At 62.1% G+C, this 25,834-nt stretch carries 26 protein-coding genes; 21 read left to right on the top strand and 5 right to left on the bottom strand.

What is annotated here, in order from left to right:
* Window positions 1-42 precede the first annotated feature (42 nt).
* The 3 genes from QMK33_RS12930 to QMK33_RS12920 all read left to right on the top strand — a co-directional run bounded on the left by QMK33_RS12930 (window position 43) and on the right by QMK33_RS12920 (window position 3,279).
* Window positions 43-2,148, top strand: a complete 2,106-nt coding sequence (locus QMK33_RS12930) for a catalase (protein WP_283565013.1) — start codon at window positions 43-45, stop codon at window positions 2,146-2,148.
* A gap of 166 nt (window positions 2,149-2,314) precedes the next feature.
* Window positions 2,315-2,830, top strand: a complete 516-nt coding sequence (locus QMK33_RS12925) for an FKBP-type peptidyl-prolyl cis-trans isomerase (RefSeq protein WP_283565012.1) — start codon at window positions 2,315-2,317, stop codon at window positions 2,828-2,830.
* A 170-nt stretch (window positions 2,831-3,000) separates the two neighbouring features.
* On the top strand, window positions 3,001-3,279 hold the full coding sequence (locus QMK33_RS12920) for a SemiSWEET family sugar transporter (protein ID WP_283565011.1): 279 nt from the start codon (window positions 3,001-3,003) through the stop codon (window positions 3,277-3,279).
* Here QMK33_RS12920 and QMK33_RS12915 read toward each other — a convergent pair.
* Complete coding sequence (locus tag QMK33_RS12915) at window positions 3,276-3,872, bottom strand: acyl carrier protein phosphodiesterase (RefSeq protein ID WP_283565010.1); 597 nt, start codon at window positions 3,870-3,872, stop codon at window positions 3,276-3,278. The genes QMK33_RS12920 and QMK33_RS12915 overlap by 4 nt on opposite strands.
* A gap of 150 nt (window positions 3,873-4,022) precedes the next feature.
* Here QMK33_RS12915 and QMK33_RS12910 point away from each other — a divergent pair, with 150 nt between their 5' ends.
* The 4 genes from QMK33_RS12910 (at window position 4,023) to QMK33_RS12895 (ending at window position 6,212) form a co-directional block, all read left to right on the top strand.
* Window positions 4,023-4,535, top strand: coding sequence for a pyridoxamine 5'-phosphate oxidase family protein (locus QMK33_RS12910; RefSeq protein WP_283565009.1), 513 nt, complete (start codon window positions 4,023-4,025; stop codon window positions 4,533-4,535).
* Window positions 4,536-4,635: 100 nt separating this feature from the next.
* Window positions 4,636-5,025: a hypothetical protein gene (locus tag QMK33_RS12905; protein ID WP_283565008.1), complete on the top strand. Its 390-nt coding sequence runs from the start codon at window positions 4,636-4,638 to the stop codon at window positions 5,023-5,025.
* 9 nt (window positions 5,026-5,034) lie between these two features.
* Window positions 5,035-5,496, top strand: coding sequence for a hypothetical protein (locus QMK33_RS12900; protein ID WP_283565007.1), 462 nt, complete (start codon window positions 5,035-5,037; stop codon window positions 5,494-5,496).
* A gap of 17 nt (window positions 5,497-5,513) precedes the next feature.
* Window positions 5,514-6,212, top strand: coding sequence for a spheroidene monooxygenase (locus QMK33_RS12895; protein WP_283565006.1), 699 nt, complete (start codon window positions 5,514-5,516; stop codon window positions 6,210-6,212).
* A 76-nt stretch (window positions 6,213-6,288) separates the two neighbouring features.
* Here the strand turns inward: QMK33_RS12895 and QMK33_RS12890 are convergent, their stop codons facing one another.
* Window positions 6,289-7,917, bottom strand: coding sequence for a hypothetical protein (locus QMK33_RS12890; RefSeq protein WP_283565005.1), 1,629 nt, complete (start codon window positions 7,915-7,917; stop codon window positions 6,289-6,291).
* Window positions 7,918-8,100: 183 nt separating this feature from the next.
* Between QMK33_RS12890 and QMK33_RS12885 the strand changes: the two genes are divergently transcribed.
* Window positions 8,101-9,678, top strand: a complete 1,578-nt coding sequence (locus tag QMK33_RS12885; RefSeq protein WP_283565004.1) for a hypothetical protein — start codon at window positions 8,101-8,103, stop codon at window positions 9,676-9,678.
* A 13-nt stretch (window positions 9,679-9,691) separates the two neighbouring features.
* Here QMK33_RS12885 and QMK33_RS12880 read toward each other — a convergent pair whose 3' ends face one another.
* Window positions 9,692-10,810 carry a DNA topoisomerase IB gene (locus tag QMK33_RS12880; protein ID WP_283565003.1) on the bottom strand — a complete coding sequence of 373 codons (1,119 nt, stop codon included), beginning with the start codon at window positions 10,808-10,810 and terminating at the stop codon, window positions 9,692-9,694.
* A gap of 331 nt (window positions 10,811-11,141) precedes the next feature.
* Between QMK33_RS12880 and QMK33_RS12875 the strand changes: the two genes are divergently transcribed.
* The 10 genes from QMK33_RS12875 (at window position 11,142) to QMK33_RS12830 (ending at window position 19,039) form a co-directional block, all read left to right on the top strand.
* Window positions 11,142-12,350: an App1 family protein phosphatidate phosphatase gene (locus QMK33_RS12875; protein ID WP_283565002.1), complete on the top strand. Its 1,209-nt coding sequence runs from the start codon at window positions 11,142-11,144 to the stop codon at window positions 12,348-12,350.
* A 44-nt stretch (window positions 12,351-12,394) separates the two neighbouring features.
* Window positions 12,395-13,156, top strand: a complete 762-nt coding sequence (gene mtgA / locus QMK33_RS12870; protein WP_283565001.1) for a monofunctional biosynthetic peptidoglycan transglycosylase — start codon at window positions 12,395-12,397, stop codon at window positions 13,154-13,156.
* A 210-nt stretch (window positions 13,157-13,366) separates the two neighbouring features.
* Window positions 13,367-13,789 (top strand): YybH family protein, encoded by a 423-nt coding sequence (locus QMK33_RS12865; RefSeq protein ID WP_283565000.1) that lies wholly within the window; start codon window positions 13,367-13,369, stop codon window positions 13,787-13,789.
* Between the two features lie 6 nt (window positions 13,790-13,795).
* The gene (locus tag QMK33_RS12860; protein ID WP_283564999.1) at window positions 13,796-14,362 is read left to right on the top strand and encodes a DinB family protein; all 567 of its coding nucleotides are present in this window, start codon (window positions 13,796-13,798) and stop codon (window positions 14,360-14,362) included.
* A 106-nt stretch (window positions 14,363-14,468) separates the two neighbouring features.
* On the top strand, window positions 14,469-14,603 hold the full coding sequence (locus tag QMK33_RS12855) for a hypothetical protein (protein ID WP_283564998.1): 135 nt from the start codon (window positions 14,469-14,471) through the stop codon (window positions 14,601-14,603).
* A gap of 159 nt (window positions 14,604-14,762) precedes the next feature.
* Window positions 14,763-15,401 (top strand): BamJ family beta-barrel-assembly machinery protein, encoded by a 639-nt coding sequence (bamJ, locus tag QMK33_RS12850; RefSeq protein ID WP_283564997.1) that lies wholly within the window; start codon window positions 14,763-14,765, stop codon window positions 15,399-15,401.
* A 171-nt stretch (window positions 15,402-15,572) separates the two neighbouring features.
* Window positions 15,573-16,133, top strand: a complete 561-nt coding sequence (locus QMK33_RS12845) for a hypothetical protein (RefSeq protein WP_283564996.1) — start codon at window positions 15,573-15,575, stop codon at window positions 16,131-16,133.
* A 157-nt stretch (window positions 16,134-16,290) separates the two neighbouring features.
* Entirely contained in the window at window positions 16,291-18,261 is a 1,971-nt protein-coding gene (locus QMK33_RS12840; protein WP_283564995.1) for a KUP/HAK/KT family potassium transporter, read from the top strand.
* Between the two features lie 236 nt (window positions 18,262-18,497).
* Window positions 18,498-18,758, top strand: coding sequence for a type II toxin-antitoxin system Phd/YefM family antitoxin (locus tag QMK33_RS12835; RefSeq protein ID WP_283564994.1), 261 nt, complete (start codon window positions 18,498-18,500; stop codon window positions 18,756-18,758).
* 65 nt (window positions 18,759-18,823) lie between these two features.
* On the top strand, window positions 18,824-19,039 hold the full coding sequence (locus tag QMK33_RS12830) for a Txe/YoeB family addiction module toxin (RefSeq protein WP_283564993.1): 216 nt from the start codon (window positions 18,824-18,826) through the stop codon (window positions 19,037-19,039).
* Between the two features lie 64 nt (window positions 19,040-19,103).
* Here the strand turns inward: QMK33_RS12830 and QMK33_RS12825 are convergent, their stop codons facing one another.
* Window positions 19,104-20,981, bottom strand: coding sequence for a M61 family metallopeptidase (locus tag QMK33_RS12825; RefSeq protein WP_283564992.1), 1,878 nt, complete (start codon window positions 20,979-20,981; stop codon window positions 19,104-19,106).
* 160 nt (window positions 20,982-21,141) lie between these two features.
* Here QMK33_RS12825 and QMK33_RS12820 point away from each other — a divergent pair, with 160 nt between their 5' ends.
* From QMK33_RS12820 to QMK33_RS12810, 3 genes are all read left to right on the top strand, one after another.
* A complete protein-coding gene (locus QMK33_RS12820; protein WP_283564991.1) occupies window positions 21,142-21,675 on the top strand; it encodes a C40 family peptidase in 534 nt (177 codons plus the stop codon).
* 620 nt (window positions 21,676-22,295) lie between these two features.
* Entirely contained in the window at window positions 22,296-22,739 is a 444-nt protein-coding gene (locus QMK33_RS12815) for a DUF2147 domain-containing protein (RefSeq protein WP_283564990.1), read from the top strand.
* A gap of 160 nt (window positions 22,740-22,899) precedes the next feature.
* Window positions 22,900-23,535: a hypothetical protein gene (locus tag QMK33_RS12810; RefSeq protein ID WP_283564989.1), complete on the top strand. Its 636-nt coding sequence runs from the start codon at window positions 22,900-22,902 to the stop codon at window positions 23,533-23,535.
* 48 nt (window positions 23,536-23,583) lie between these two features.
* Here the strand turns inward: QMK33_RS12810 and QMK33_RS12805 are convergent, their stop codons facing one another.
* Window positions 23,584-25,632 (bottom strand): M1 family metallopeptidase, encoded by a 2,049-nt coding sequence (locus tag QMK33_RS12805; protein ID WP_283564988.1) that lies wholly within the window; start codon window positions 25,630-25,632, stop codon window positions 23,584-23,586.
* Window positions 25,633-25,834: the final 202 nt, after the last annotated feature.

The following is a 25,834-nucleotide window of genomic DNA, read 5'->3' as shown; positions in this document are numbered from 1 at the left end:
CGCGAGGATGGCTGCGGGCAATTCCTGACTACCAACCAGGGCTTGCGCATCAACGACGACCAGAACTCGCTCAAGGATGGCGACCGCGGCCCCACGCTGCTAGAAGACTTTCTGCTACGCGAAAAAATTACGCATTTCGACCCCGAGCGCATTCCTGAGCGGGTAATTCACGCCCGGGGCGTGGGCGCCCACGGCTACTTCGAAGCCTATGGCAACGCCACTGACCTGACTCGCGCCGCGTTTTTGCAGCTGGGCGCGGTAACCCCCATTTTCACCCGCTTCTCGACGGTGACTGGCTCGCGCGGCTGCACCGACCTGGCCCGCGACGTGCGCGGCTTCGCGGTGAAATTTTACACGGAAGAAGGCGTTTATGATTTCGTGGGCAATGATATGCCGGTGTTTTTCGTCCAGGACTCGATGAAATTTCCCGATTTCGTGCACGCCGTGAAGCCCGAGCCGCACAACGAGATTCCGCAGGCCGCCTCGGCCCACGACATGTTCTACGACTTCATCTCCATTAACCCCGAAAGCATACACATGCTGCTGTGGGTGATGAGCGACCGCGGCCTACCGCGCAGCCTGCGCATGATGGAGGGCTTCGGCGTGCACACCTACCGCCTGATTAACGCCGAGGGCAAGTCGCGCTTCGTAAAATTTCACTGGAAGCCCAAGCAGGGCGTGCACTTGGTGGCCTGGGAAGAGGCGCAGCAGATTCCGGGCAACGACCCCGACTTCCACCGCTGGAACTGCATCGAGATGGGGGCCTACCCCGAGTGGGAGCTGGGCGTGCAAGTGATTGAGGAAGAAGACGAAATGAAGTTCGGCTTCGATATTCTGGATGCTACCAAGCTCATTCCCGAGGAGCTGGTACCGGTGCAGATGCTCGGCAAAATGGTGCTCAACCGCAACGTGGACAACTACTTTGCCGAGACCGAGCAGGTCGCGTTCTGCCTCAGCCACGTGGTGCCGGGCATTGATTTCTCGAACGACCCGCTGTTGCAAGGCCGGCTGTTTTCGTACCTCGGCACCCAGCTTAAGCGCCTGGGCGGCCCCAACTTCCACGAGATTCCGATTAACCGCTCGCTGGCCCCTATTCACAACGGGCAGCGCGACGGCCACATGCGCCAGACCATCAACAAGGGCAAGACGGCCTACAGCCCCAACCTGCTGAACGACAACTTCCCTGAGCAGGCCAAGCAGAGCGAGGGCGGCTTCGTGAGCACCCATGCCCGCGCGGACGGGGCCAAAATTCGCCGCCGCCGCAAGAGCTTCATCGACTTTTACAGCCAGGCCAAGTTCTTCTGGAATAGCCAGACCGAGATTGAGAAGCTGCACATCGTCAAGGCGTTGCGCTTCGAGCTAGGCCACGTGCAGACGCTGGCTGTGCGCAAGCGCACCATTCTGCTGCTGGCGCAGGTAGACCACGAACTGGCCCACCGCGTGGCCCTGGGCCTGGGCATGCGCGTGCCGGAGCTCAACGGTACGCAGCTCAACTTGGGCGTGCCCGCCGAGGCCAACCCGGCCGGCTACCAGTCGGGCACGGCCAAGCCGACCGTGGATAGCTCGGCCGCGCTCAGCATGGCGGCCAACAGCCCGGCCAACGCCAATAAAAAGGACATCAAAACCCGGCAGGTTGCTATTCTGGCCACCGATGGGGCCGACGTGGCGGCCATTGGCGCGCTGATGAAAACGCTGATGGATGCCGGCGCACAAACCGCCATCGTGGCCACGCACCTGGGCACCATCAAGGGCCAGGGCGGCCAGGAAATAATGGCCAACTGGACGTTCCAGAGCACTTCCTCGTCCTTGTTTGATGCCGTGTACGTGGCCGGGCGGAGCCAGCAGCGTGCAGCTGCTGACGCAGGACGCGGACGCCGTGCGCTTTGTGCACGATGCCTTCAAGCACTGCAAGCCCAGCGCCGCCTCGGCCGAGGGCGCAGACCTGCTCAAAGCCGCCGCCTACCCCGGCGCAATGGACATTGTGGGCGCAGAGGGAGTTGTAATAGCCACTGGCAACGTGATGAGCGACCTGGCCCCGCAGTCTATGGAGGCCATCGCGCACCACCGCTTCTGGAGCCACGAGCTGAAAGCCGCCCAGAAAATGGAGGCCCTGCTGGTGGAGGCCGTAAAGTAAAAGCTACGCAGTAAAAAAGAACGTCCTGTTGCCGAAACAAGCCACTCCCCTCCGCAACCAGCCCCAACCGTTGGGCTTACTTAGGCGAGCACGCGGTTTCCTTCGGTAGCAGGACGTTCTTTTTCGACTCCCAACTCGCCGCAGCCCTACCTTTGCGGCCAACATTAACCCACTCTTTTTATGGCCGCCATTGCCCAGAACTCCGTCGTAACCCTGACCTACGACCTGTCCGTAACCGACGAAAACCAGCAGAAAGTATTAGTTGAGCAAGCCGAGGCTGATGAGCCGATGGTCTTCCTTTTTGGCCACAGCGGCCTGCCCGAAGAGTTTGAGCAGCAGCTCGATGGCAAAAATTCCGGCGATTCGTTTAGCTTCTCGCTCACGCCCGAGCAGGGCTACGGCGACTACGACCAGCAGGCCGTGGTAGAAATTCCGAAGCAGGTGTTTGAAATTGACGGTCAGCTTGATAGCGAGATGCTGCAAGTGGGCAACTACCTGCCCATGGCCGACAACGAAGGCCACCACATGCAAGCCAAAGTAGTTGAAATTGGCGAGGAGCAAATCACGATGGACTTCAACCACCCGCTGGCCGGCATGATGATGCACTTCGACGGTAAAATCCAGGACGTGCGCCCCGCTACCACCGAGGAGCTGGCCCACGGCCACGTACACGGCGACGGCGGCCACCAGCACTAGTGAGCAGGGAAGCATCAGTAGCTAAAAACGGGGAATTAATCACTGGTTAATTCTACCTTCCTACCCCCTGATTCTTCCTTCTTTCCCGCCTTACTTTGTGAGCCGGGAGCTGCCCGCCGATTGGCGGGCAGCTCCCGGCTTTTGTTTTTCGTCCTTTTCCCACTCTGCGCATGACGCTTGCTACTATTATCGGCAACATCGCTGCCTTGCTTACCACCGTGGCCTACGTGCCCCAGGCGTATCGCACCATCAAGACCCGCGATACCAGCGCGCTTTCCCTGCCCACCTTCCTGATACTATTTGCCGGCACTTGCCTGTGGGCCGTGTATGCGGTGCTTATCGACAACCTGCCCATCCTGCTCACCAACCTGATATGCGGCGTTTTGGCCAGCATTATCCTCTACCTGAAGCTCACGGCCAAGCCCGGCCAGGAGCGGCCCGCCAGCTAGGGCAGCAGCCCGGCCGCGTAGGCTTGCAGCTGCGGAAAAAACTCCCGAAAGTCGGCCTCGTAAGCAGCGTAGTGGCGCGCCAGCTCGTGCACGGCCGTGTCCATGCCCGAGCCGGGCGACGCCCGGCGGCTCAAGCCCTGCAAGGCGCGGCCAATGCCCGCTAGCTCAGCGTAGTGCAGCAGCCAGTTGTGCTGCACCAGATGCGGAAAGAAATGCAGCACGGGCGCCGGAAAATCAGCCTGCTGCGTGGCCAGCAGCGCATACGCACGCTGGGTAAAGTCGGGCAGTGCTTCGGCCGAAAACTCGTGAAAATTGCGAGCCAGAAAATGGTCCATAAATACATCGGACACCACGCCGGCGTATTTGCCGGTGCCGGCCGTGCGCAGGCGAGCCGTACTGCGCCGCACCACGGGGTGCTGGTCGGTAAATGTGTCGATAGCGCGGTGCGCCCGAATACCGGCCTGCACCGCGGCCGGATACGCCTCGAAGCGGCGGCCGGGCACCGAGTCGGCAATAAACTGACCCAGCAGCTGGCCGGCGTAGGCCGGGGCGGCCGGCGGGCCGGCGAGGAACAAGTGAGCCAGAAAATTCATAGCGGAGCAATGCGGCGAGCGGGCCGGCCGGGCGCTGTTGGCCCCGCCTGCCGCTGCTAACCAGGAAACCAGTTGGGGGTTCAGCCGTAAGCTAAGGCCACCCGCTGCCGCTGGCCGGCGCGGGCTTATCTCTTACAATCCTCTTTTCCCATGTCTGATTCGAAAACCCCCGTCACCCACGACCTCAGCAAGCTGTTTGAAAAAATTAAGGACGTGCGCATTGCCATGCTCACCACCTTCGACGAAGGCCAGGCACTGCACAGCCGCCCCATGGCTACCATCAAGCCGGAGGCCGACGGCTCGCTGCTGTTCTTCACCGACAAGGAGTCGGCCAAGGTGTACGAAGTAAAAAAGGATAGCCAAGTAAACTTGAGCTACGCCAACCCCAGCAACAACGTGTACGTGTCGGTATCGGGCCACGCCAGCGCCTACCGCGACGAGGCCAAAATTGCTGAGCTGTGGAGCGAGGACATGCGCGCCTGGTTCCCCAAAGGCAAGGAAGACCCCAGCATCATGATTCTCAAGATAGCCATTGATAAGGCTGAGTATTGGGACTCGCCCAGCGGAGTGCTTTCACGGGCCTACGGCTACGCCCGCGCCGTAATTACGGGCGAAGCCAGCAAAGACGACGACGTGAACGAGCACGCCCAGGTGAAGCTCTAAGCAGCAGTTGATTTACACGTAATTGCCGGTTTTTAGCGGCTGTGCCGTCTTTAAATTACCACTCGTTTTTGGTTAATACTCAACGCTGGTAATTATAGGTATGGCTAGTTTGCAAATCGAGATTGACTATGAACAGCCACTGGAAATTCTAATCGAATTTCCAGTGGCTGTTTTGGCTTCATACTATGGCCTTAGTAATTTAGACGAAATTTGTGATGACAATATCTTCTACTTGATTACCAATATCTTACTTAAAAATAAAGTTTACATTAAACGCGCGCATTTTCTGGTGGAGCAAAAATCAGAACATTCCTCCGGCAATATTTCTTACAAGATGTTCCTTGTTGTGAGGCCGCCATTGTTCGATTTTAATTGGATAATAGATGCCTTAAGCAAGGAGGGCTTTCAACGAGGAATGCACCTCAAGCTGGCTAGCAAAAACGGCATTTTCGAAAGTTGCTATCAGGATAAAATCAGCATCAATTATTAGTCATAAAAAATGCGTATTCCGCCCGAAATTGAAGCCTTTATTACCCAGGAAATTGAGGTTGGCCAGATGTGTTTGCCAGACCACTACCCTACTGCTGCTAATTTCAGTGACTTTCAGGCGGGTTACCGGTACAATGCGGTAACTAAGGAGGACATAACGGGCACGCTGGAGGGCGATTTTAAACCCACCTGGTACCTGATAGCCGCCAATTATTTTGACGACCCTTTTTACGTAGATTTTTCGGAAAGCGACCTGGGTTTTCCCGTTTATTTCTCCTACCACGGCGCCGGCAGCTGGACGCCGCTTAAAGTTTCGGCCACCCTTTTCGAATTTACTACGCTACTTACTAAACTCGTTGATTTACAAGAAGATGCCGATGCTTATTTGCGCACCTTGCGGAGCGTACCGGAGGCTGAAAACGAATTTTGGCAAGAAGTAATCACCTCCTACGAAACAAGAGACGAGGAATAGCTGCTTAAGCAACACGCATGTTTACTACGCTTACTCTTTTCACCTTGCGGCCCGGCCAGCGGCACTGGGGCCTCACCCAAATGGGTACTTCGCCCCGCGTGCTGCACAAGCTGCCGGGGCTGCGCTTTTTTCAGCTGCTGGGCAGCGGCGCGGCCAATGGCTTCGGCTTTTTGCCCAACCTCGACCGCTACGGCTTGCTGGCCGTGTGGGAAACGGAGGCCGCCGCCACCGCCTTTTTTGCGGAGCATCCGCTGTGGGCCACCTACGAGCAGCGCAGCTGCGAAACCTGGCGCGCAGCGCTGGCCCCCCTGGTCGCGCACGGCCTCTGGGACGGCAGCAATCCATTTGATTATGAAACACTTATCACAAAGCCGGAGGGACCGGTAGCGGTGCTCACGCGGGCCAGCATCCGGCTGCGGCGCGCGCCCCGGTTCTGGCGCTACGTAGAGCCCACGAGCCGGGCCGCAGTGGGTGCGCAGGGGCTGCGGCTGGCCATTGGGCTGGGCGAGCTACCGCTGGTGCGGCAGGCCACCTTCAGCGTGTGGGACTCGGTGGCGGCCATGCAGCAGTATGCCTACCGCGATACGAAGCACCGCGAGGTAATTCAGCTCACGCGCCGCGAAGGCTGGTATTCGGAAGAATTATTTGCCCGCTTTCGGGTGCTGAGCAGCGAGGGCACCGTAGATGGGGTAAACCCTTTGGTTATTGGGAAGTAGCGTGGACGCTGTGAGCTCACGCGTGGGGTCGTTGTTTAATGCTCCCACGCGCGGACTCACAACGTCCGCGCTACCCCTACTTGGCCGGGCGGCTGCCCAACTGCAGGCGGTACTGGCTGGCTACCCAGGCGGCAGCCGTGGCGGGCGCATTAGCCCCCACCAACACGCGCACCGTGTGGCTTACCTGCACCAGGTCATCGGCCGGGCCGGGGTAAATAGTGAAGCCGGGGCCGGCGGCCGCCAGTATATCCTGCTGCAAAAACACGTTGCGCCCCGCCCCGCCATATAAATGCACCCCGAAGCCGGGGGCCAGCCGGCCGCTCAGGGTAAACTCATCTTTGCCACCCAGGCCGTAGATGCTGAGGCGCGTGGTGCGGCGCACATCGTAGCGCTGCTCGCCGAGTAGGCTGTCGGGCCGAGGCGGGCGGCGGGCAAACACGCGCAGGCGCAGCTGGCCGGGGCCTTCGCCAATGAGCTCAAAGCGCTCGGCGGCATCGGTACCCGTGACGACGGCCGCCTCTTGCAACACCTCGTAGTAGCGGCGGGCCACGGCGGGCAGGGCGGCGCGGCGGGCGCGCAGGGCCGCTAGCAGCTCCTGAGTCATGCGGGCGCGCACCTCGGCGGGCACGGTTTGCAGGGCGGCCAGTAGCACGGCATCGGGCAGGCGGCGGCGCAGCGAGTCGGCCTCGGCCAGAAACGCAGCTTCGGGCAGCAGGGCCAGAGCCGTGTGGTCGAGGGCGCGGGCCGTGGTGGTGAGCGGGCCCACATCGGCAGCCACCAAGTGAGAGTTAAAGCTCTGGTAGCGAGGCCGTACCCACGAGATGAGCCGCGTGAGCCAGCCATCGTCAAAGCGAAAAAACGCCTGGTCGCGGTCGCGCGGAATGGGCCGGAACACCACCCCGCCCCCCGCCGCCGGAAACGCCGCCCAGCGCCACTGGTCGGCGCGGCGGCTCCAGTCGCCCACCAGCAGGTCGAGCAGGCGGGCGCGCAGGTAGGGGCGTGCCGCCAGGTGAGTGGCCGGGCCGCGCAGCACCTGCCGCAGCATACTATCGGACCCCACTACCCGGTGCGCACCCCCAAAGCTGGGCGCGTGGCGCTGGTCGCGGTCGGGACGCTCCTCCAGCAAGTACAGCGCCGGCACAAACTGCGCCCGAAACCGACCCAGCGCCGTGTCGGGCAGCAGGTACACCAGGCGCGGGTTGGTGTGAAACACGCCGGCAGCGGGCGCCAGCCGGGCGGCCACGTAGGCACCGTAGGGCGGCGCGGCGCAGGTTTGGTCGTGCAGCACGGGGGCCACCGTGCGGCTCAGCCAGCCCGCCGCCAGCGACTGGCGCAGGTCTTTGTCCACGGAGCGCAGCACAAAATCGCGGCCATCGGGCGTGCGCAGGTGCAGCGAGTTGGTTTGGAAGCTGCCACCCACCCGCACGGGTTGCAGGCCCATGGCCCCCAGACGCAGCACCGGCGCGGTAACCGGGGTGGCCCACAGCTGGCGGTAGTGGCGGCCCCACAGCCGCTGCCACCACCAGCCGCGCCGGGCGTAGTGCGCCCCGGCCGCCACCCGCACCGTGCTAGAATCGGCGTTGAAAACCGGGCCGGCCTCGCCGGGGGCGGGCGTAGTGGGGGCCGCGCAGCCGCCCAGCCCCAGGCCAAGCGCCGCCAGCAGCACCCAGTTGTTACTCCTTGTTTTTTTGGTAATTAGTAGCACCTACACCGGGAAGCCAGCAGCGCCGCCTTCTTCATAAAGTAACGTAATTTCTCCGTATAGCGCAAGGCGGGCTGGTGGGGTTGCCCAGTGCAGGGGCCCACGGAACCCCATCTTTTCCGATGCAGCTACGTTAGAAGGCCTGACGCGGCCCTTGCCGCCTTGCACCCGTTATTCTGGCTTCTCTTGCGCTCTGTTACCTTATTATTATTATCCGGCGGCTTGGTGGGGAGCTTAGCCACTGGCTGCGTCCGGCGCAATTACTTTCAGCCCGATGCCCGGCTGGCCACGGACCCGGCCGGCCGGCCGGCTACCCCCGATAGCGTGTGGGCCACGGCCGGCCGGCAGTACAACCACCACAGCGGGCTTTACAAAGTGTTTTTTGGGGCGCACCACCGCGCCGTGTGGGCCGCACCAGTGCGCGTGCCCGTGCTGCGCCTGGGCCAGGCGGTGCCCACGGCCGGCCCGCTGACGCCCACCAAGCTGGGGGGCGGCTTCCAAAGCACCAGCCTTACCCTACAATCCCCTGACAAACAGTTATTTGTGATTCGCTCACTGGATAAAGACCCGGCGCGCATTCTGCCTGAATTTTACCAAAAAACGTTTTTGGCCAATGGCTTGCGCGATGCTACTTCGGCCGGCAACCCCTACGGGGCCCTGGTGGTGACGCCGCTGGCCCTGGCCCTGGGGGTGCCCCACACCCATCCGCGCATCTTCTACGTGCCCGCCGATGCCGACAACCTCGGCTCGGCCGAGGCCAACGAGCGCCTGCGCGGCAAGCTGGTGCTGCTGGAAGAAAAATATACCGGCGATGAGGTGAGCTCGGCCCTGCTGCCCCAGGCCCGCAAGTACATCGACGACGAGGACATGCGCGAGCGCATCTACGCCGACCCGCGCAACAGCCCCGACCAGCCTGCCCTGCTGCGCGCCCGCCTGCTCGACCTGCTGGTGGGCGACTGGGACCGCCACTCGGGCCAGTGGCAGTGGGGCGAGCTGGCCGACCCCAACCGGCGCGGCGGCCGCCTCTACGTGGCCGTGCCCAAAGACCGCGACCAAGTATTTTTTCGGATTTCCGACGGGGTGATTCCCTGGCTGATGACGCGTAAGTTTGCGGTGCGCCACCTGGTTACATTCAAGCGAAAATATCATGATATTCCGGCCCTCACCGGCCAGGGCCGCTACGTGGACCAGCGCGGCCTGAATGCGCTGACCCGCCGCGACTTTGCCGCCGCCGCCCGCCACACCCAAACCCGCCTGCCCGATTCCGTGCTGGCCCGCGCCGTGCGGCAGCTACCGCCCGCCGTGTACTCCCTCGAAGGCCCCACCCTGCTCCGCGACCTGCAAGCCCGCCGCGACCAGCTGCCCGCCGTGGCCCAGAAATACTACAGGCTAAAGGCGGAGCGCCCCGTGGTGGCCGGCACCGAGCTGCCCGACCACTTCGTGGTGGCCCGCACGCCCGACTCTACCACTGTGCGGGTATATAGCCGCACCCTGGGAACCGATTCGCTCTTCTACCAGCGCACATTCTATACCGCTGAAACCAAGCGCCTTACCTTGGAAAGCCTGGGCAGCAACGACGTGTTTGAGCTCACCGGCCGGGGCCTGAAAATCGTCATCCACGCCGGCGCGGGCGAGGATATATTGCGCGCCACCTCGCGCCGCCGCCTGCGCTACGAGCCCGAATCCAACGGTACCCTCAACACGCCGGCCCCCCAGAAAAAGAAGCAGCGCTTTGATAATTATAACCGCCTGACGGACGAGTAATTTCAGTCAGTAATTAAATCTCTGCCAGCATTTCCAGCACTAGGTGCTCGGTGGGCGAGAGCTCGTCGCGGTCCTGCGGGTCGGCGTCGTGGCGGCGGAGGTACTCGATGAGCTTGCCCGATTTGAATAGCTCCGTTACCTGCGGGTGAATGTAGTATTTGGAGCACACCGTGGGCGTGTTGCCCAGGTTGTTGGCTACTTCCTTGGTAGCCTGGCGAATGGCCTTTTCGGGGGCTACTTCCACGTCGGCGCTGAGCACCGATTCAAGGCACTCTACCATTTTCACGGTGCCGCCCCAGGTACGGAAGTCCTTGGCCGATAGCGAGATGCCGGTATGCTGGTGCAGGTAGTCGTTCACGTGGCCCGACTCCAGAGGGTGGCGCTGGCCGTCGGCGCTGTAAAACTGAAATAAATGCTGGCCCGGAATGTCCTTGCACTTGCGCACCAGCTGCGCCAGCTTGCGGTCGTGGATGGTGACGTCGTGGGCCACGCCTTTTTTGCCCACGAACGAAAAGCGCACGTCGGCCTTCGTTATTTCCACATGGTCGTCGAGCAGCGTGGTAAGGCCATAGCTCTTATTTTTCTTCGCATACTCCTCATTACCAATGCGAATGAACGACTGGTCCATGAGCGTGAGCACCAGCGCCACCACCTTGTCGCGGTCGAGGCCGGGGCGGGCCAGGTCTTTGCGCAGCTTCCCGCGCAGCTCGCCCAGCTTTTGCCCAAAGGCCAGCAGCCGCGAAAACTTGGTGAGCGAGCGGGCCGCGTCCCAGGCCGGGTGGTAGCGGTACTGCTTGCGGCCGGCCGTGTCGTGGCCCGTCACCTGCAAGTGAAAGCGCGGGTTAGGGGCAATCCACACGTCCGTCCAGGCTGGCGGAATTACGAAGCTGTGGATGCGGGCCAGCGTTTTCTCGTCGGCTATTTCCTCGCCTTTCGCACTGAGGTACAAAAACTTATCCGTAGCGTGCGGCTGGCGGCTGATGCCGGGGCCAGCATCGGTGGCGTAGCGCAGGCCGGCCAGCTCGGCCTGGCGGGCGGGGTCTTTGTAGAGCTCATGCGCGGCCAGCTCGTGGATGGGCGGCAGGTTTTTTTTGCGGGTTTTGGGGCGGAGGGGCGCGTGGGTGGCGGGCATGGGAAGAGTGGCTTAGAAGCAGCTTCTACGCAGTTTTGGGGAGAAGGGCGATGTGCTTCTTCCCTTACCTCCACGGTAGGCTTGCGCAAGTAGCGGTGCGCGCCGGCCGGCCGGCGAAGCCGGCCAACCGGTTGACGCGTGAACAATACCCGTACGACTGGCCACGTGGCGCACACGTCAACCGGTCGGCCAGCTGCGCCGGCGGACTGGCGCAACTGGCCTGACCCCAAGGAATTTTCCGCAAATCGTGGCAATCGGTGCGGAAGGGCCTGGGGCGGCGGCACTGGTAGCGCCGCGCGCCCGAACACTTGGCCCGCCGTAGGTTTGTCAAATGGACATTGCGCAAGGGTTGGCCGACGGCTGGGAGTGGGTCGATGCGACCATCACGCGCACGACGGCGCGGCTGGGCCGCCTACGCCCGCTGCACCTCGATGTGTATCGCAGCTACGGCACGGCGCACCGCTTTTATGTGAAGGGCCGCCTGCTGGCCGACCGTGGCCTCACGCCCCAAACCGATGCCGACTCGCCGTGGCGCAATTTTCAGGCCATGTACCGGCGCTTTAATAGCCGCGAAATACCGGGGGCTGAGGTAGTTATCTCCCTTCCTCAGCACCTCGACCTGCCCGTGACTACGGGCCCCACCGGCTACTTTACCCTGCGCCTCGACCCACCCGCCCTGCCCGCCCCGGTCGAGTACCTCTGGTATCCGGTGCCGGTGCGGCTTGCCAAGCTGCCGCTACGCTTTCGGGGGCTGCTGGGCCAGGTAACGGGTACGGCGCAGGTGCTCATTCCGCCGCCCACGGCCGAGTTTGGGGTGATTTCCGACCTCGACGATACCGTTATCGTCACCAAGGCCACCCACCTGCTGCGCATGCTGCGCACGGTGCTGCTGCGCAACGCCTACTCGCACGAAACGCTGAGCGGCGTAGCCGCCTTTTACCAGGCGCTGCTGCGCGGGCTCAGCGGCCGGCCCGACAACCCGTTCTTCTACGTCAGCTCCTCGCCCTGGAACCTGTACGATGTGCTCGACGACTTTTTGCGCCTGCAAGGCGTGCCCCCCGGCCCCTTGCTGCTGCGCGAAACCCTGCTCGGCCGCACGCCCGGCTCGGAGGGCAAGCCCACGGCGGCCTCGCCCCACCACGGCCATAAACTCAAGGAAATCAACCAGATACTTGACACGTATCCGGACCTTACCTTCATCCTGCTTGGTGATAGCGGCCAGCAAGACCCTGATATTTATGCCGAAGTGGTACGCACGCACCCCGGCCGCATCCGGGTAGTGTACATCCGCGATGTGGGGGTGCCGACCCGCGCCGCCCGCGTAGCTCCCATAGCCGCCGCCCTGTGCCGCGACACGGGCGTGGAGCTGCTGCTAGTGCCCGATTACCTGGCCGCCGCCACCCACGCGGCTGCGCACGGCCTCATCACGGCCGAAGGCCTGGCCAGTGTTCAGAATGAGGAGTTGAGAATGAAGCAGTTAGAATTGGAAATGAAAAAGCAGGGAGCTAGAATGAAGAGCGAAGAATTATCAACCGAGTAATTCCCCTTTCTAAATTCCTCGTTCCAAATCCAAAATTCCAATCTATGGCGCACTCTATTCAAACTCTTCTGCCGTCGTGGCGCACGGCTTTGCGCGTGGCTGTGCAGACCGTGGCGGCCCTGTTTCTGGTTACCGTGGCCTGGGTGCTGCTGTACCGCTGGCTGGCGCCGCCGGCCACCTGGCTCATGCTCGACCGGCGCGCCCACGCGCCCGTGGGCCTGGGCTACACCGGCATTCAGGCCGACCCGCGCCACGTGCGCTACAATTTTTGCTCGCTCGACGAGGTGGCCCCCAGCATCCCGCTGGCCATGGTGGCGGCTGAAGACCAGCGCTTTCTACTCCACCACGGCTTCGACGTGGATGGCATGTGGAAAGCCGCCCAGTACAACTGGCACCGCGCCGATGGCAAGCCCGTGCGCGGCGGCTCCACCATTTCGCAGCAGGTGGCCAAAAACGTGTTTCTCTGGCAGGGCCGCTCCTATATCCGCAAGGGGGCCGAGGCCTACTTCACGGTGCTCATTGAGCTGCTCTGGAGCAAGCGCCGCATCATGGAAATGTATTTGAGCGTGGCCGAGATGGGCGACTGCACCTTTGGGGTGGAGGCCGCCAGCCAGCGCTATTTCCATAAGCCGGCCCGCAGCCTCAGTGCCCCCGAAGCCGCGCTGCTGGCCGGCGTGCTGCCCAACCCACTACGCTTTCGGGCGGGCCAGCCGGGCCCGCAGGCGCGGGCCAAGCAGCTGCGCGTGCTGCGCAACATGCGGGCGCTGGGCGGCACCGCCTACGTTGCGACCTTATTGAACCGGTAATGGCTGCCCCTGCAATTGCTCGTGCTTCGGTCCGCCGGCGAAGCCGGCCGACCGGCTGACGCCTGAACGAGGGCGGCACGACTGGGCAAGCGGCGCACCCGTCAACCGGTCGGCCGGCTTCGCCGGCGGACCGGAGCACGTACCACAGCCCGGGAATTACGCTAGCTTGCGCGTTGAGTCCATTTTCGCCCTACTCACAAACTAACGCCTATGCTACATTCCCTGCTTCTTGCTTTGGCCCTGGCTGCGCCGCCCACGCCGCGCCAGGCCATTGCCCAGGTGCTCACCACCCAAACGGCCGCCTGGAACCGGGGCGATATTCCGGGCTTCATGGCCGGCTACTGGCACTCCGACTCGCTCGTTTTCATCGGCAAAAAAGGCCCCACCTACGGCTGGCAGCCCACCCTCGACAACTACCGGCGCAGCTACGCCGACGCCACCCAAATGGGCCAGCTCGACTTCAGCCAGCTGCGCATCACCCCACTGGGCACCGAAGTAGCGCAGGTAGTGGGCCACTGGCACCTGGCCCGGCCGGGCGTGGCCACCGGCGATTTGCAAGGCCAGTTTCTACTGATTTTTCGCAAGCTGAACGGCCAGTGGGTGATTGTGGCCGACCACACGAGCTCCTCCTAATCTCCGATGGAAATTTCTCTACTCGTCACCGAAATCAAGGCCGAGCTGCATGATACGTTTGCGCTGGTAGATGCCTGGTTCGACCAGCCGAATACTCTGCGGGCGTACGTACCCGACGACCAGGGGTGGACCATCGAGGAGGTGTTAAATCACATCGGGCTCACCAATCATTACCTACTCATACTCATTGAGAAAGGCACTGCCAAAGCGCTTGCCAATTTGCACAAGCTGGATTTGCAAGCCGAAGTGGCTCAGTATCATTTTGAGCGCGAGAAACTGGCCGCCATTGGCACGCTCCACGCGTTTCCGTGGCAGCGGCCCGGGCATATGGAGCCCCGCGCTTACCCTCGGCCGCAACCAGTGGTGCGGCAGCAGCTGCACAACCAGCTGGCACAACTCGATGGCTGCCTGGACCGGCTGGCGCACGGCGAAGGCCTTCTTTATCAGACTACTATGTCAGTTAATGGCCTGGGCAAGCTCAATGTGTACGAGTACGTTTACTTTCTTGCCCAGCACGCCCGCCGCCACCTCACTCAAATGCGGGATAACGCGACGGAGCTAGCCGCAAAGTAACGTATAACTGCCAGGTAAACGAGTCAAACTACTCGGCATGCCTAACATATTGCCCAGCTTTGTCGTATCTTTGTACTGCGTTACAACCACTTCATTTCCAGCTCTCATGAAAAAGACCACTGCTCTTTCTTCCCTGCTGATTATCGGCGGCCTGGGCTCGCTTCGCTACCTGAGTGCGCGGCTGGCCTCCCTCAACCTGACCTTTCACCTGCACGGCGAAGACGCCCAATACTACCTCTAACCGCCCAGGCTTCCCACCCTATTGCGTATTGAAGCCCCGCCCTTGGCGGGGCTTTTTGCGTAAGAAGCCAGCACCAGTGCCGACCTTTGCGGCCTGGTTACCCCATTTTTCACGCTGGGCCGGCCCCGACGGGCCGGCTACCTTATCCTCATTTTTCCCGTGACCCTCGACACCAATCAGCAGCAGGTCAGCTACATCATTGGCCGCGACCTGGCCCGCAACTTCGCCCAGCAGGGCCTGGAGCTGGACATTGACACCCTGGCCGCCGCCCTCAAGGAAGGCCTGTCGGGCCAGCCCAGCCGCCTCACCCAGGAGCAGATGCAAACCGCCATGCAGCAGCTGCAAGAGCAGCTCGGCGGCGGCGAAGACGACCAGGACAACGACGAAACCCCCAACCCTAACTCGATGAACAACAAAGCCGAAGGCGAAGCATTCCTCGCCGAAAACAAGAACAAGCCGGGCATCACCACCCTGCCCAGCGGCCTCCAGTACGAAGTGCTGACCGAGGGTACCGGCGCCAAGCCTACCCTGCGTTCGTCGGTGACCACGCACTACCACGGCACCCTCATCAACGGCACCGTGTTTGACAGCAGCTACCAGCGTGGCCAGCCCGCTACGTTCCCCGTCAACGGCGTAATCGCCGGCTGGACAGAAGCGTTGCAGCTCATGCCCGAAGGCTCGAAGTACCGCCTCTACATCCCCTCCGACCTCGCCTACGGCAAGCGCGGCGCGGGCCGCGACATCGGCCCCGACTCGGCCCTGGTGTTTGATGTGGAGCTGCTGAAAGTGAATAACTGAGCCGAGGCGTCGGCCAGGGCGCTGACGGCGCCTACCACCCTCCCGGCTACGGCGGCTGCGCCCACTTGGGTGCGCAGCAGCACGGCCGTGCCCGGCGGTAGCCCAGTCGCTGGCCCCGCTTCTGCTTTACCCGCTACCCCGCCACCGGCCGCCCCCGCGCCGGTGGCGGTTTTGGCAGCGGCAGAGCCGGAACCCGAACCAGTACTACCGCCCCCACCCCCCGCGCCTACCCTGCAAAGCCCCGACGGCCGCCTGACCCTCACGGCGACTTCGCTCACGGTGCTGGGCCGCACGTTTGGCCTGCGCGAGCTGGAGCGGGCCGAGGTGCAGCCGGTGCGCTGGCTGCTGTGGTACCTGCTGGGCGGCCTGGGGCTGGCTATCGTGCTCATCTTTTTCCTGAATAACTGGCTACGCACCGCGCCCACCATGGCCGGCCTGCTGGTTACGGCCCTTATGCTGCTCTACGGCCACCGCGGCACCAACCGGCTGCGGCTATGGCGCCTGGGCCTGGAGGCGGCGCACTTTGCCCTGCCCGGCGACGCTGACCTCTGGCGGCGCCTAGTGAGCGAAACCAACCGCCGCATCGACCACGCCCACGACCAGGCCGCCGTCGAAGCCGCCACGCTGCTGGCCGCGTTGGCGGCCGCACGTACTGCCGAGGCCGCCGCGGCTCTTGAGGCAGCCGAAGCGCTTCCGGCCCTTAACCCGGCCGTTCCCGATTCGCTTGCGTAAAGCGGGCGGGCAGCCTTAAAATGGTGGCCGCGCTGAGCACCAGCACCTTGCTCAGCTACTGTTATATTTTGACCGAAAAAGTGGCCCGCTGGCTGTCAGTGCGGGCCGTTTCTTTGCAACTTGCCGCTACCTGACCCAGTAATTACCCTGTTATCTAATGAGTTCTAAACACTCGCACACTGCCATCTCCGGGGCCGGGCTGCTTATCGCGCTGGGCATTATCTACGGCGATATCGGGACATCGCCGCTCTACGTGATGTCGTCCATTCTGAAAAGCGGCCGGGTGCCCGACCTGATTGACCCGCTACTGGTGCTCGGCGGCATTTCGTGCGTTATCTGGACGCTTACGCTCCAAACCACCATCAAGTACGTGCTGCTCACCCTCAACGCCGATAACAACGGCGAGGGTGGCATCTTCTCACTCTACGCCCTGGTGCGGCGGCGGGGGGCCTGGCTCTCGGCCGTGGCCATCATCGGCGGGTCGGCCCTGCTGGCCGATGGCGTGATTACGCCGCCTATTTCGGTGGCATCGGCCGTAGAGGGTCTGCGGGCCATTTACCCCACCATTCCGACGGTACCCATTATCGTGGGTATCATCACGGGCTTGTTCTTGTTGCAAAGCTTTGGTACGCAGATAGTTGGCAAAGCCTTCGGGCCGATTATGTTTCTGTGGTTTACGATGCTGGGCGTGCTGGGCGCGGCGTGGATAGTGCAAAACCCGGCCATTCTCAAGGCCATTAACCCGTACTACGCCTACCAGCTGCTGGTGAAATACCCCAGCGGCTTCTGGCTGCTGGGCTCGGTATTCTTGTGTACCACGGGGGCCGAGGCCTTGTATTCCGACTTGGGTCACTGCGGTAAGAATAACATCCGCATCAGCTGGACGTTTGTCAAGACTACCCTGCTGCTCAATTACTTGGGCCAAGGCGCGTGGCTGCTCAGCCACCAGGGCCAAACGATGGGCAAGGGCCTGCTGGCCAACCAGGCCAACCCATTTTATGCCCTTATGCCGCCGTGGTTTCTGCTGTTTGGCATCGGGCTGGCTACGGTAGCGGCCGTTATCGCCTCGCAGGCGCTCATCACGGGCTCGTTTACGCTGGTGGCCGAGGCCATTCGCCTCAACATGTGGCCCAAGGTGAAGCTCAACTATCCCACCGACGTGAAGGGCCAACTCTTCGTGCCCAGCATGAACCGGCTGCTGCTCATCGGCTGCATTGGGGTGGTGTTGTACTTCCGCGAAAGCTCCAATATGGAAGCGGCCTACGGCCTGGCCATCACGCTCACCATGCTGATGACCACCATTTTGCTAACGGTGTGGCTGCGTAAAGTGAAGCGCGTGGCCCTGCCGCTGGTGGTGCTGTTTGTGGCAGTGTACGGCGTTATTGAGGGTTCCTTCCTCATCGCCAACCTCGTGAAGTTTCCGCACGGCGGCTGGGTGTCGCTGGCCATTGGCGCGGCCCTGATGAGCGTGATGTACGTGTGGCTCAAGGCCTTCTACATCAAGCGCCGCCTCACTGACTTCGTGAAGATGGAGCCCTACATTGAGCCCCTCAAGCAGCTCAGCAACGACGAGTCTATCGGCAAGTACGCTACGCACCTGGTGTTCCTCACCTCGGCCGAGCGCGCCAGCGAGATTGAGCAGAAAATCATCTACTCCATCTTCCAAAAGCGCCCCAAGCGGGCTGATATCTACTGGTTTATCCACGTTGATACCACCGATGAGCCCTATACCATGGAGTACACCGTGACCGAGCTGGCGCAGGACGACGTGTTCCGCATCAACTTCCGGCTGGGCTTCCGGGTGCAACAGCGCATCAACCTGTTTTTCCGCAAAGTGGTGGAAGACCTAGTGCGCAATAAGGAGGTGGATATCACCTCGCGCTATGCCTCGCTCAGCCAGCGGCACGTGGTGGGCGACTTCCGCTTCGTGGTGCTGGAGAAGTACCTCTCGGTCGAAAACGACTTTCCCACCCGCGAAAAGCTCGTGATGCAGGCCTACTTCTACATCAAGCAGTTCATCCCGGGCGAAGCCCAGTACTTCGGCCTCGACACCTCTTCGGTGAAGATGGAGAAGGTGCCCCTGGTTATTGCCCCCGTGCACGAAGTAGCGCTGACGCGGGTGAAGTAAGCGGTTGTTTTTAGGTTTGAATGCGGTTCGCCCGCCGGGTACCTCTAGGGGCGGCTGGCGGGCGAAGTTGCGTTATAGTGCCACTGGCGCGAGTTTAGCGTAGCGCAACTCGTACTGGCTTCGAGGTGGAGATTACACCTAAGAGCCGCGCCCACGGCAAGCAGGGACCACGGTAGCTGTTTCCGGCAAATTGCTCTTCTTATCTCTAGGTTAAGCAAAGCACCTCGTTTACCCCCATGCAGCCCGATTTGGGTACTATGGGGGAACAAGTAGCCCGCACCGGCAAGGCTGCTGAAATAGCTTGGACCGGCCGCGCAACAATGGCCTTGCTGCCCACCGCCGACTTGAGCGCCATGCAGGAAACCCTGCATCTCTTCAGTTCGCGCGCAAATGCCCGCGCCCTTTTCGACGCAATGGACCGCGCCGAGCGTGGTGAGGGCACCATTTTTTCGTCGGTCGAAGACTTGCAGCAGCGCCTAGGACTCGGTGATGAGTAAGCCGCCGCCTACCGCCTGGGAGATTGTACTGCTACCTCCCTACCTGCAAGACCTCACCTACTGAGTTGAAACCGACCGAACTCTGGCCCTCAAAAACCCTCACCCTGATGGAGCAGGCTAGCCGCGACCCACTCGGCGGCATCGGCAAGCCCGAAATACTTAAGCACTTGGGCCGCAGCTACATGTTGCGGCGCATCTTCCAGGAGCACCGGCTTGTTTACCGCGTGGCAGGCAAGACGATACAGTTCTTATCAGCTCGTTTTCACTACGATAAGAAGTAGCCTTAAAACAAGAAGTGCCCCGACCTACCGGCCGGGGCACTTCTTGTTTTAAGACTGATACCTCCTACTTACCCAGCCACTTAGCCAGTAGCTTTTGCTGCTCGGCGGTGGGGTTGGCCACGGGCTGAATCTGGTAGGCGCGGTCGGGGTCGGCTTGCAGGGTCAGGGTCAGGTCGTGGGTGATGGCGCCGTGCTTGGCCTGTATTTTCAGGGCCGTGCCGGGGGCCGTGGCGAAGAGAGCCTGCTTCACGGCCTCGTCAGTGGGGGCGGCGCCGTTGAGCTGCAGCACCTCGTCGTTCACGTTGAGGCCGCCGTTCCAGGCGGTGCCGTCGCGCTTCACGCTGGTTACCACGTAGTGGCCGTTGCGGTTGGTGATGTTGGCCCCCAGGCTGCCGTTGGGGCTGGCGGGCGCGCTGCTGAGCGTGAGGCCCACGTAGCCCAAGGCCGTGTTATAGTCGAGGGTTTTGGCCTGGTACACGTAGTTCTGGAAGAAGTCGTCGAAGCGCCGGCCGGCCACTTCGGCCACCGCGTCCTGGTACTCCTGGTCGGTGAAGCCACGCTTCAGGCCCTTATAGTACGTGGAGTAGAGCAGGCGAAATACGTCGTCGAGGTGCTTCTGGCCCTTGGTGGCGTTCACTAGCATGAGGTCGAGCACCATGCCCACCATCTCGCCCTTGTCGTAGTAGCTGATTTCCGAATTCTTCGAATTCTCATCGGGCCGGTAGGCCCGAATCCAGGCGTCGAAGCTGGCCATGGCCACCGGCTGGAGCTTATTGCCGGGCTGGTTTTCGACACCCGTGAGCACGGCCGCCAGCTGGTCGTAGTACTGCTGGCCGGTGTAGAAGCCGGCGCGCTGGGCAATCTGGTTGGCCATGTACTCGGTCTGGCCCTCGCTCACCCACAGCATATGGGTGTAGTTCTCGTGGTCGTAGTCAAACGGCCCCAGCGCCACCGGCCGGATGCGCTTCACGTTCCAGAGGTGGAAATACTCGTGGGCCACCAGGCGCAGGAAGTTCTTATAGCCCGCCTCCGAGCCGTAGGTACCCGGCCGCGCGCCCAGCGTGGTCGAGTAGAGGTGCTCCAAGCCACCGCCGCCGGTTTCGAGGTGGTGCACGATAAACATATAGTGGTCGAGCGGATTCTGGCCCACCACGCGCTGGGCCTCCTCCGTAATCTTCTGCATATCAGCCAGAAACCGCGCCTCGTCGGGCAGCGTATAAGGGCCGTACATGGCCATCTGGTGGGGCGTGCCGTTGGTGGTGAAATTCAGCACCTTCTGGTTGCCTACCTCAATGGGCGAGTCGGCCAGCTCGTCGTAGTTAGCCGACTGATACACAAACTTTTGCATGCCCGCCGCGGGGCGCAGCGCGGTGCTCACCGTGGCCCAGCCGGCGGCGGGCTGCACGGTTACCTGGCTGGGCATATTTTTGCCGTTGGCCGGGTACATAAAGATGCTGCTGCCCAGCGCGAAGCCATGGTCGGCATCAATAAAGCTGGTGCGCACGCTGATTTCGTAGGCATACACCCCGTAATCGACCCGAAACGATGCCTGGCCAGGGTGGTGCACGCGCCAGGTATTCTTATCGATTTTATCCACGCTCAGGGCCTGGCCGCCAGCCGTTTGGGCCTTCAGGCGCTCTACGTGCCGAGCAAACTCGCGCACCAGGTATGAGCCGGGGGCCCACACCGGCATCTTGAGGTCGGTATATTCCTGGCCGAAGCCCTGCATGTCCATCCGCACCTCGAAGTAGTGGGTTTGGGGCGCGGGCATGGCCAGCGTGTAGCGCAGGGTGCCGCCCTGGGCGGCAGCCGGCGCGGCGGCCGTCGTGGCCGGGGCGTTTTTTACCTTGGTTTTGAGTTTGGTTTGGGCGGCGGCGGGCACAGCCGCCAGCAAGCCGGCCACAGCGGCCAAGCGGCAAAGCGCAGAAGTTGATGCAAACATGGCCACAAAGTAAGAGCCGAAAACGAGCTACGCCCGCATCGGCCCCACCACGCGCCGGCGAACCTGGGCCGCGCGCCCAGCGTTAAGCAAGCCTGGCCAATCCGGCCACCACTTGCCTATGCGCGCTATCTGGTTGATTTTCGGATTTTTGTTGCTCCTAATGGTTGGGCTTCGGTTTTACTGGCAGCCGGAGCCGGCGGCCGTTCGGGTAGCCGCTACCCTGCCGGTGGTGTGGGTAGCCCAGCGCTCGGGCGCAGTAGCAACCTCGCTCGCTACGTCCCGCGCGGCCCCACCCCGCGATAGCATCGTGCGCTTTGCGCTGCAGCAGTTGGGCACGCCCTACGTGTACGCCGGCGTCAGCCCCATGGCCGGTTTCGATTGCTCGGGGTTTTTGCAGTACGTGTATGCGCACTTTGGCATCGACACCCCCCACTCCACCGCGCTGCTCATTAGTGCCGGCCAACCCGTGGCCCGCACCGAGGCCCAGCCCGGTGATATTGTAGTATTTACGGGCACCGCCGAGGGCAGTACCACGCCCGGCCACGCGGGCATCGTCATCTCGGCCCTGGGCGAAACGCCGCTGCGCTTCGTGCACGCCTCCTCCGCCCGGCGCGAGTCGGGCGTCAAAATCAGCCAAGTGGAGGGCAGCGGCTACGAGCGGCGCTTTATGCAGGTGCGGCGGGTTATTTTTTGAGGATGAATGAGTGAAGGACACAATTCACTACCTCACCCTTAAAAAAGCGATGCCCGGTTGGCCCACAGCGGTGCACTTGCGTGCGCCATCGGGCTAACCGGGCATCTAATCCTTCAAATCTTACCGAGCGGTAGCGCTGGGGTACAGCGCCGGCGTCCACCAGTAAGACCTGTCCAACGAAAGGGGGCCGCGACACCGCAGCGCCCTCCGCCGAGCTGAGTTGTTTTAGGCGAGTACGGCGGTGAAGCGTACTACATTGGACAGGCTCGGCAGAATTTGGTTGGGACTACTAGACATTTTGTACCTCCTTTCTTTATGGTTCCACATAACCCCAGTCACGCTTCCCAGCAAATCAGGGCGGCTTGAATTGGGGCCGTAGCACTCGCTACTGAAGGTTAAAGTTAATTGCCGGCGCGTAGGTTCCAAGGTTTCCTACCTATTTGTGGGGAGCCGGGCCGGGATTTTCTGCATTTAACTGATAATCAAGGCACTTATTTTACTTTAGGCGCCGATACTTATTTTAGTTCGCAGTGGAACACGCCGGGGTGAGCGGCTAAAATTTCTGGCCGTATAATTGCCTTATCAAACTCATTACCTCATCACTCCTTCACTTCTTCCCAATGCACAAATACCTGTTCTTCCTGCTGGCGCTGTGGCTCGGTGCCGCCAGTGCCCCCGCCCAGGCCCAAACCTTGTCGCCGCTGGGCGTGTGGACCAACGCTGAGAAGAAAGCCACCTTCGAGATTTACAAGTGTGGCGAGAAGCTGTGCGGCAAAATAGTGACCCTGACCACCCCCAACGACCCGGCCACCGGCAAGCCCAAGCTCGACACGCAAAACCCCGACCCCAAGCTGCGTACCCGCCCCCGCCTGGGCATGGTGTTTATGCAGGGCTTCAGCTACGACGGCAACGACAAATGGGACAACGGTAAGATTTATGACCCCGAAAGCGGCAAAACCTACTCGTGCTACATGAAAATGGAATCGGCCAACGCGATGGAGGTCAAAGGCTACATCGGCTTCTCGCTCATTGGCAAGTCGCAGGCTTGGACGCGGGTGAAATAAGCGGACCGGCCACCTAGTTTTTTCGCTGGCACAGCGGCTCTTCGGTAGCGAAGGGCCGCTGTTTTTTTGCTCATTTTGGCGGCCCTTGTAGGCCTGCGGCCCGAAACTATTTGCCGGAGCCGGTGTTCTCGCCCTGTCCAGATTGCTCGTTTTTTAGATAGTGTTACAGTTTCTCCAACAGCTTTTTCAGCGGCGCACCGATGCGGCAGCCCAGTGGCAGCCGGCTCACGAGCCCACGCCCGCCCAAGCCCAGCGCCACCAGGCCTGGGTGACGGAGCGCGTGTACCGCAACTGGCTGGGGCCGTATTTTAAGGCCTACCACCTGCGCAAGGGCGGGGCCGGCGGGCGGCGGGGTTTCCGCGTCGAACTGCTGCAAGAGGACGGCCGCCAAGGCGCGCTTTTCTTTTATGACCAAACCATTGGGCCGGGCAATTTTGAACACCTCTACCAGCTGCTGGGCGAGCGCGTGGCGGCCTTGGGCTACCACCGCGCCGCGCACGACTGCCGCGAGCGCCGCCACCAGCAGTTGCACGAGCACACGGTGAAACAGCTCTTCAAGCCCAACCCCACCGACTGCGTGGAAAGTGGGCGCTGCGACCAGCGCTACGGCTTCGTCACCCTCGACCTAGTGGACGTGAACGACCGGCCGCTCTTTATCCGCCTCAGCACCAACCCCGTGCACGAGACGCACTTCACCCCGCCTCACTCGTTTGAAGCGCTACTCAAAACGGTGTTTGATGAGCCCCTGGCCGACGCAGCCATTGAGGAAAAGATTATCGAGTACTACACGAATTGATACTGCACCGGTCGGCCGGCTCGCGCTGGCGGACTGGCGGGCGGGCCTTTACTCCTTCACGAAGCGGCCTTGGGCCAGGGCTTCGCCGGTGGGGCTCAACAGGCGCAGCAGGTAGAGGCCGGGGGCCAGGGCGGTGGTGGGTAGCTCGGCCGTGCCGGCGGGCAGGGTGTGGCGTAGCACCACGCGGCCGGTAATATCACGTACCTCGGCCGTGGCACTAGCCGGTATATTACTGATAACCAATTGATTGTGGCAGGGATTGGGGAACAGCGCCAAGGCCGGGGCGCTGGCGGCACGGGTGGCCAGCACCAGGGCATTGTCGCGCTGCACGGTACCGGGCAGGTCGGGCAGCCAGCCGGCGGGGTCCACGGCGATGGCGGCTACGGTGCCGCTCACGGGCACGCTAAAACCCTGGTTGGCCTGCGTTTGGCTTAGGCGAATGGTGCGCGTGCTGCCATCCTGGAAGGTGAGCAGGTAGTCGACTTCAGTTTGGAAAAACGGTGTGCTGGCGGGCACCGACGCCGTTTCGGCTACTTGCAGGAAAAGAGTACTGCCTACTTGGTTCCAGCGCACGCCGAAGGCCGGGAAGCCCTCGCCGCGGTACCACTGCTGAAAAAAGTAATCGAGCGGCTGGCCCAGCTCGGCCTCAAACAGGCGCTGCAAGTCGAGGGTGCGGGCGGTGCGGCCGCCAAACTGGCGCTGGTAGGTGCGCAGCACGCGATAGAAGCGGGCATCGTCGTGGCAGAGGTAACGCAGCATATGAATAACGGCCGCGCCCTTTTTGTAGCTCAGGTTGGAGTTGAAGATGCGGCTCACGCTGGTGGTATCGGGTACGCGCACGGTGCCGGTGCTATTGCTAAGGGCGCGGCGCTGGGCGTCGTCCATCCAGGCGCGGGCGTTAGCGGGCGTGTCGAAGGCTTGCAGCGATATATACTCGCCGTAGGAGGCGAAGCCCTCATTCAGCCAGATGTCTTCCCAGGAAGCACAGGTCACGTTGTCGCCAAACCACTGGTGAAACAGCTCGTGGGCCACCAGCGTGAAGCCGAAGCTGTCGAGCGTGGTCAGGGTCTGGTGCTCCATGCCGCCGCCGATGGGAGCCATAGAGTGGCCGTACTTCTCATCGGCAAAGTAATAGGTGCCAACCAGTTGTGAGAAGTTCTCTATGAAACCCGCCGTGCGGTCAATATCGGCCTGGTAATGCGTGAGCGACTCCTGGTTATAGACGTAGTTGACGATGGGAATGCGCGGCCCGCCCACCGGGTTGGCGTAGCTCACGTACTCAACGTAGGGTGCCACGGCCACCGAAAGGAGGTAGTACTCAATGGGATGGCTCTCGCGCCACTCGTAGCGCACCCGGTTGCCGGGCAGCGCCACCGTGCGGCGCAGCACCCCGTTGCTACCCACCTTGTTGGGCAGCGTAGTGGTGATGAGCACGGCCGCCGAATCGGCCTTGTCGGTGAGCACTTGCTTGCACGGAAACCACTCGTGGGCCGAAAACGGCTCCGACAGGCTCCAGGTCACGTTGTAGGGATAGGTTACGTTGTCGCGCCGGTAGCTGGCAGCCGTGTTGAAGGCGTTGCCGATGGCGCTGGAGTTGCCGCTGGGGGCCGTGCCGTGGTAGTAGATGCGGGCCGCCAGCAGGGCGCCAGCCGGGGCCGCCAGCGCCAGCGCGGCGGTGGCCGCCTGCCCCTGCCGCAGCACGCCCGGCGAGCGCCGCCCGCCCGCCACTACCGAGTCGATAACGAGCGTGGCCGTGCCGGCGGGCGAGCCGGCCGGGGCCTGGTAGAGCTCAAAAGCCAGCGAATCGAGCGCCTGCGGGCCCACCTGCACGCGCATGAGCGCCGAGCCCGCAATAGTGCGCGAGGTATTGTCGAGCGTCAGGTCGAGCTGGTAGAACTTGACGTCGTAGCGGTCCATTTTTTGGCGGTGGCGCACGGGCACGGCGCGCACGGCGGCGGCCGTGCCCGTGCGCAGGCGCGCCTGGATGCAGGCCTGCGCCGCGTCGGGCGGGGCGGTGATTACCTGGGCCCGGGCGGGGCCGGCCGCCCAGCAAGCCAGGGTAATGAGCAGGAAGGACGAGCGCAGGTTTTTACGCATTAGAGCAGATACTACCCGGCAGCCAACAGGCGTTGGCTGAAGGAGTTACTCCGAAGGTAATTCGGTGCGGCCAACTCTGCGCCAGCGCTTATCTTCGGGAACTGACCGACTGGCTACTGTGGGGTAATTCGGTGGCCCGTACCGCATTTGGTTTTTCGTTATTCTGTTATGACAAAATTTTACAATTACTTATCAATCAGCA

Origin of the sequence: Hymenobacter sp. H14-R3 (genome assembly GCF_030063445.1) — a bacterium.
Lineage (GTDB): Bacteria > Bacteroidota > Bacteroidia > Cytophagales > Hymenobacteraceae > Hymenobacter.
This window is presented reverse-complemented; position numbering and strand designations above follow the sequence as displayed.

Coding starts and splice junctions, on each gene's coding strand:
- mtgA (WP_283565001.1), top strand. CDS start 12,395: ATGGCGCACTCTATTCAAACTCTTCTGCCGTCGTGGCGCACGGCTTTG.
- QMK33_RS12815 (WP_283564990.1), top strand. CDS start 22,296: ATGCACAAATACCTGTTCTTCCTGCTGGCGCTGTGGCTCGGTGCCGCC.
- QMK33_RS12875 (WP_283565002.1), top strand. CDS start 11,142: ATGGACATTGCGCAAGGGTTGGCCGACGGCTGGGAGTGGGTCGATGCG.
- QMK33_RS12920 (WP_283565011.1), top strand. CDS start 3,001: ATGACGCTTGCTACTATTATCGGCAACATCGCTGCCTTGCTTACCACC.
- QMK33_RS12825 (WP_283564992.1), bottom strand. CDS start 20,981: ATGTTTGCATCAACTTCTGCGCTTTGCCGCTTGGCCGCTGTGGCCGGC.
- QMK33_RS12905 (WP_283565008.1), top strand. CDS start 4,636: ATGGCTAGTTTGCAAATCGAGATTGACTATGAACAGCCACTGGAAATT.
- QMK33_RS12880 (WP_283565003.1), bottom strand. CDS start 10,810: ATGCCCGCCACCCACGCGCCCCTCCGCCCCAAAACCCGCAAAAAAAAC.
- QMK33_RS12865 (WP_283565000.1), top strand. CDS start 13,367: ATGCTACATTCCCTGCTTCTTGCTTTGGCCCTGGCTGCGCCGCCCACG.
- QMK33_RS12925 (WP_283565012.1), top strand. CDS start 2,315: ATGGCCGCCATTGCCCAGAACTCCGTCGTAACCCTGACCTACGACCTG.
- QMK33_RS12910 (WP_283565009.1), top strand. CDS start 4,023: ATGTCTGATTCGAAAACCCCCGTCACCCACGACCTCAGCAAGCTGTTT.
- QMK33_RS12860 (WP_283564999.1), top strand. CDS start 13,796: ATGGAAATTTCTCTACTCGTCACCGAAATCAAGGCCGAGCTGCATGAT.
- QMK33_RS12895 (WP_283565006.1), top strand. CDS start 5,514: ATGTTTACTACGCTTACTCTTTTCACCTTGCGGCCCGGCCAGCGGCAC.
- QMK33_RS12900 (WP_283565007.1), top strand. CDS start 5,035: ATGCGTATTCCGCCCGAAATTGAAGCCTTTATTACCCAGGAAATTGAG.
- QMK33_RS12835 (WP_283564994.1), top strand. CDS start 18,498: ATGCAGCCCGATTTGGGTACTATGGGGGAACAAGTAGCCCGCACCGGC.
- QMK33_RS12820 (WP_283564991.1), top strand. CDS start 21,142: ATGGTTGGGCTTCGGTTTTACTGGCAGCCGGAGCCGGCGGCCGTTCGG.
- QMK33_RS12915 (WP_283565010.1), bottom strand. CDS start 3,872: ATGAATTTTCTGGCTCACTTGTTCCTCGCCGGCCCGCCGGCCGCCCCG.
- QMK33_RS12805 (WP_283564988.1), bottom strand. CDS start 25,632: ATGCGTAAAAACCTGCGCTCGTCCTTCCTGCTCATTACCCTGGCTTGC.
- QMK33_RS12855 (WP_283564998.1), top strand. CDS start 14,469: ATGAAAAAGACCACTGCTCTTTCTTCCCTGCTGATTATCGGCGGCCTG.
- QMK33_RS12840 (WP_283564995.1), top strand. CDS start 16,291: ATGAGTTCTAAACACTCGCACACTGCCATCTCCGGGGCCGGGCTGCTT.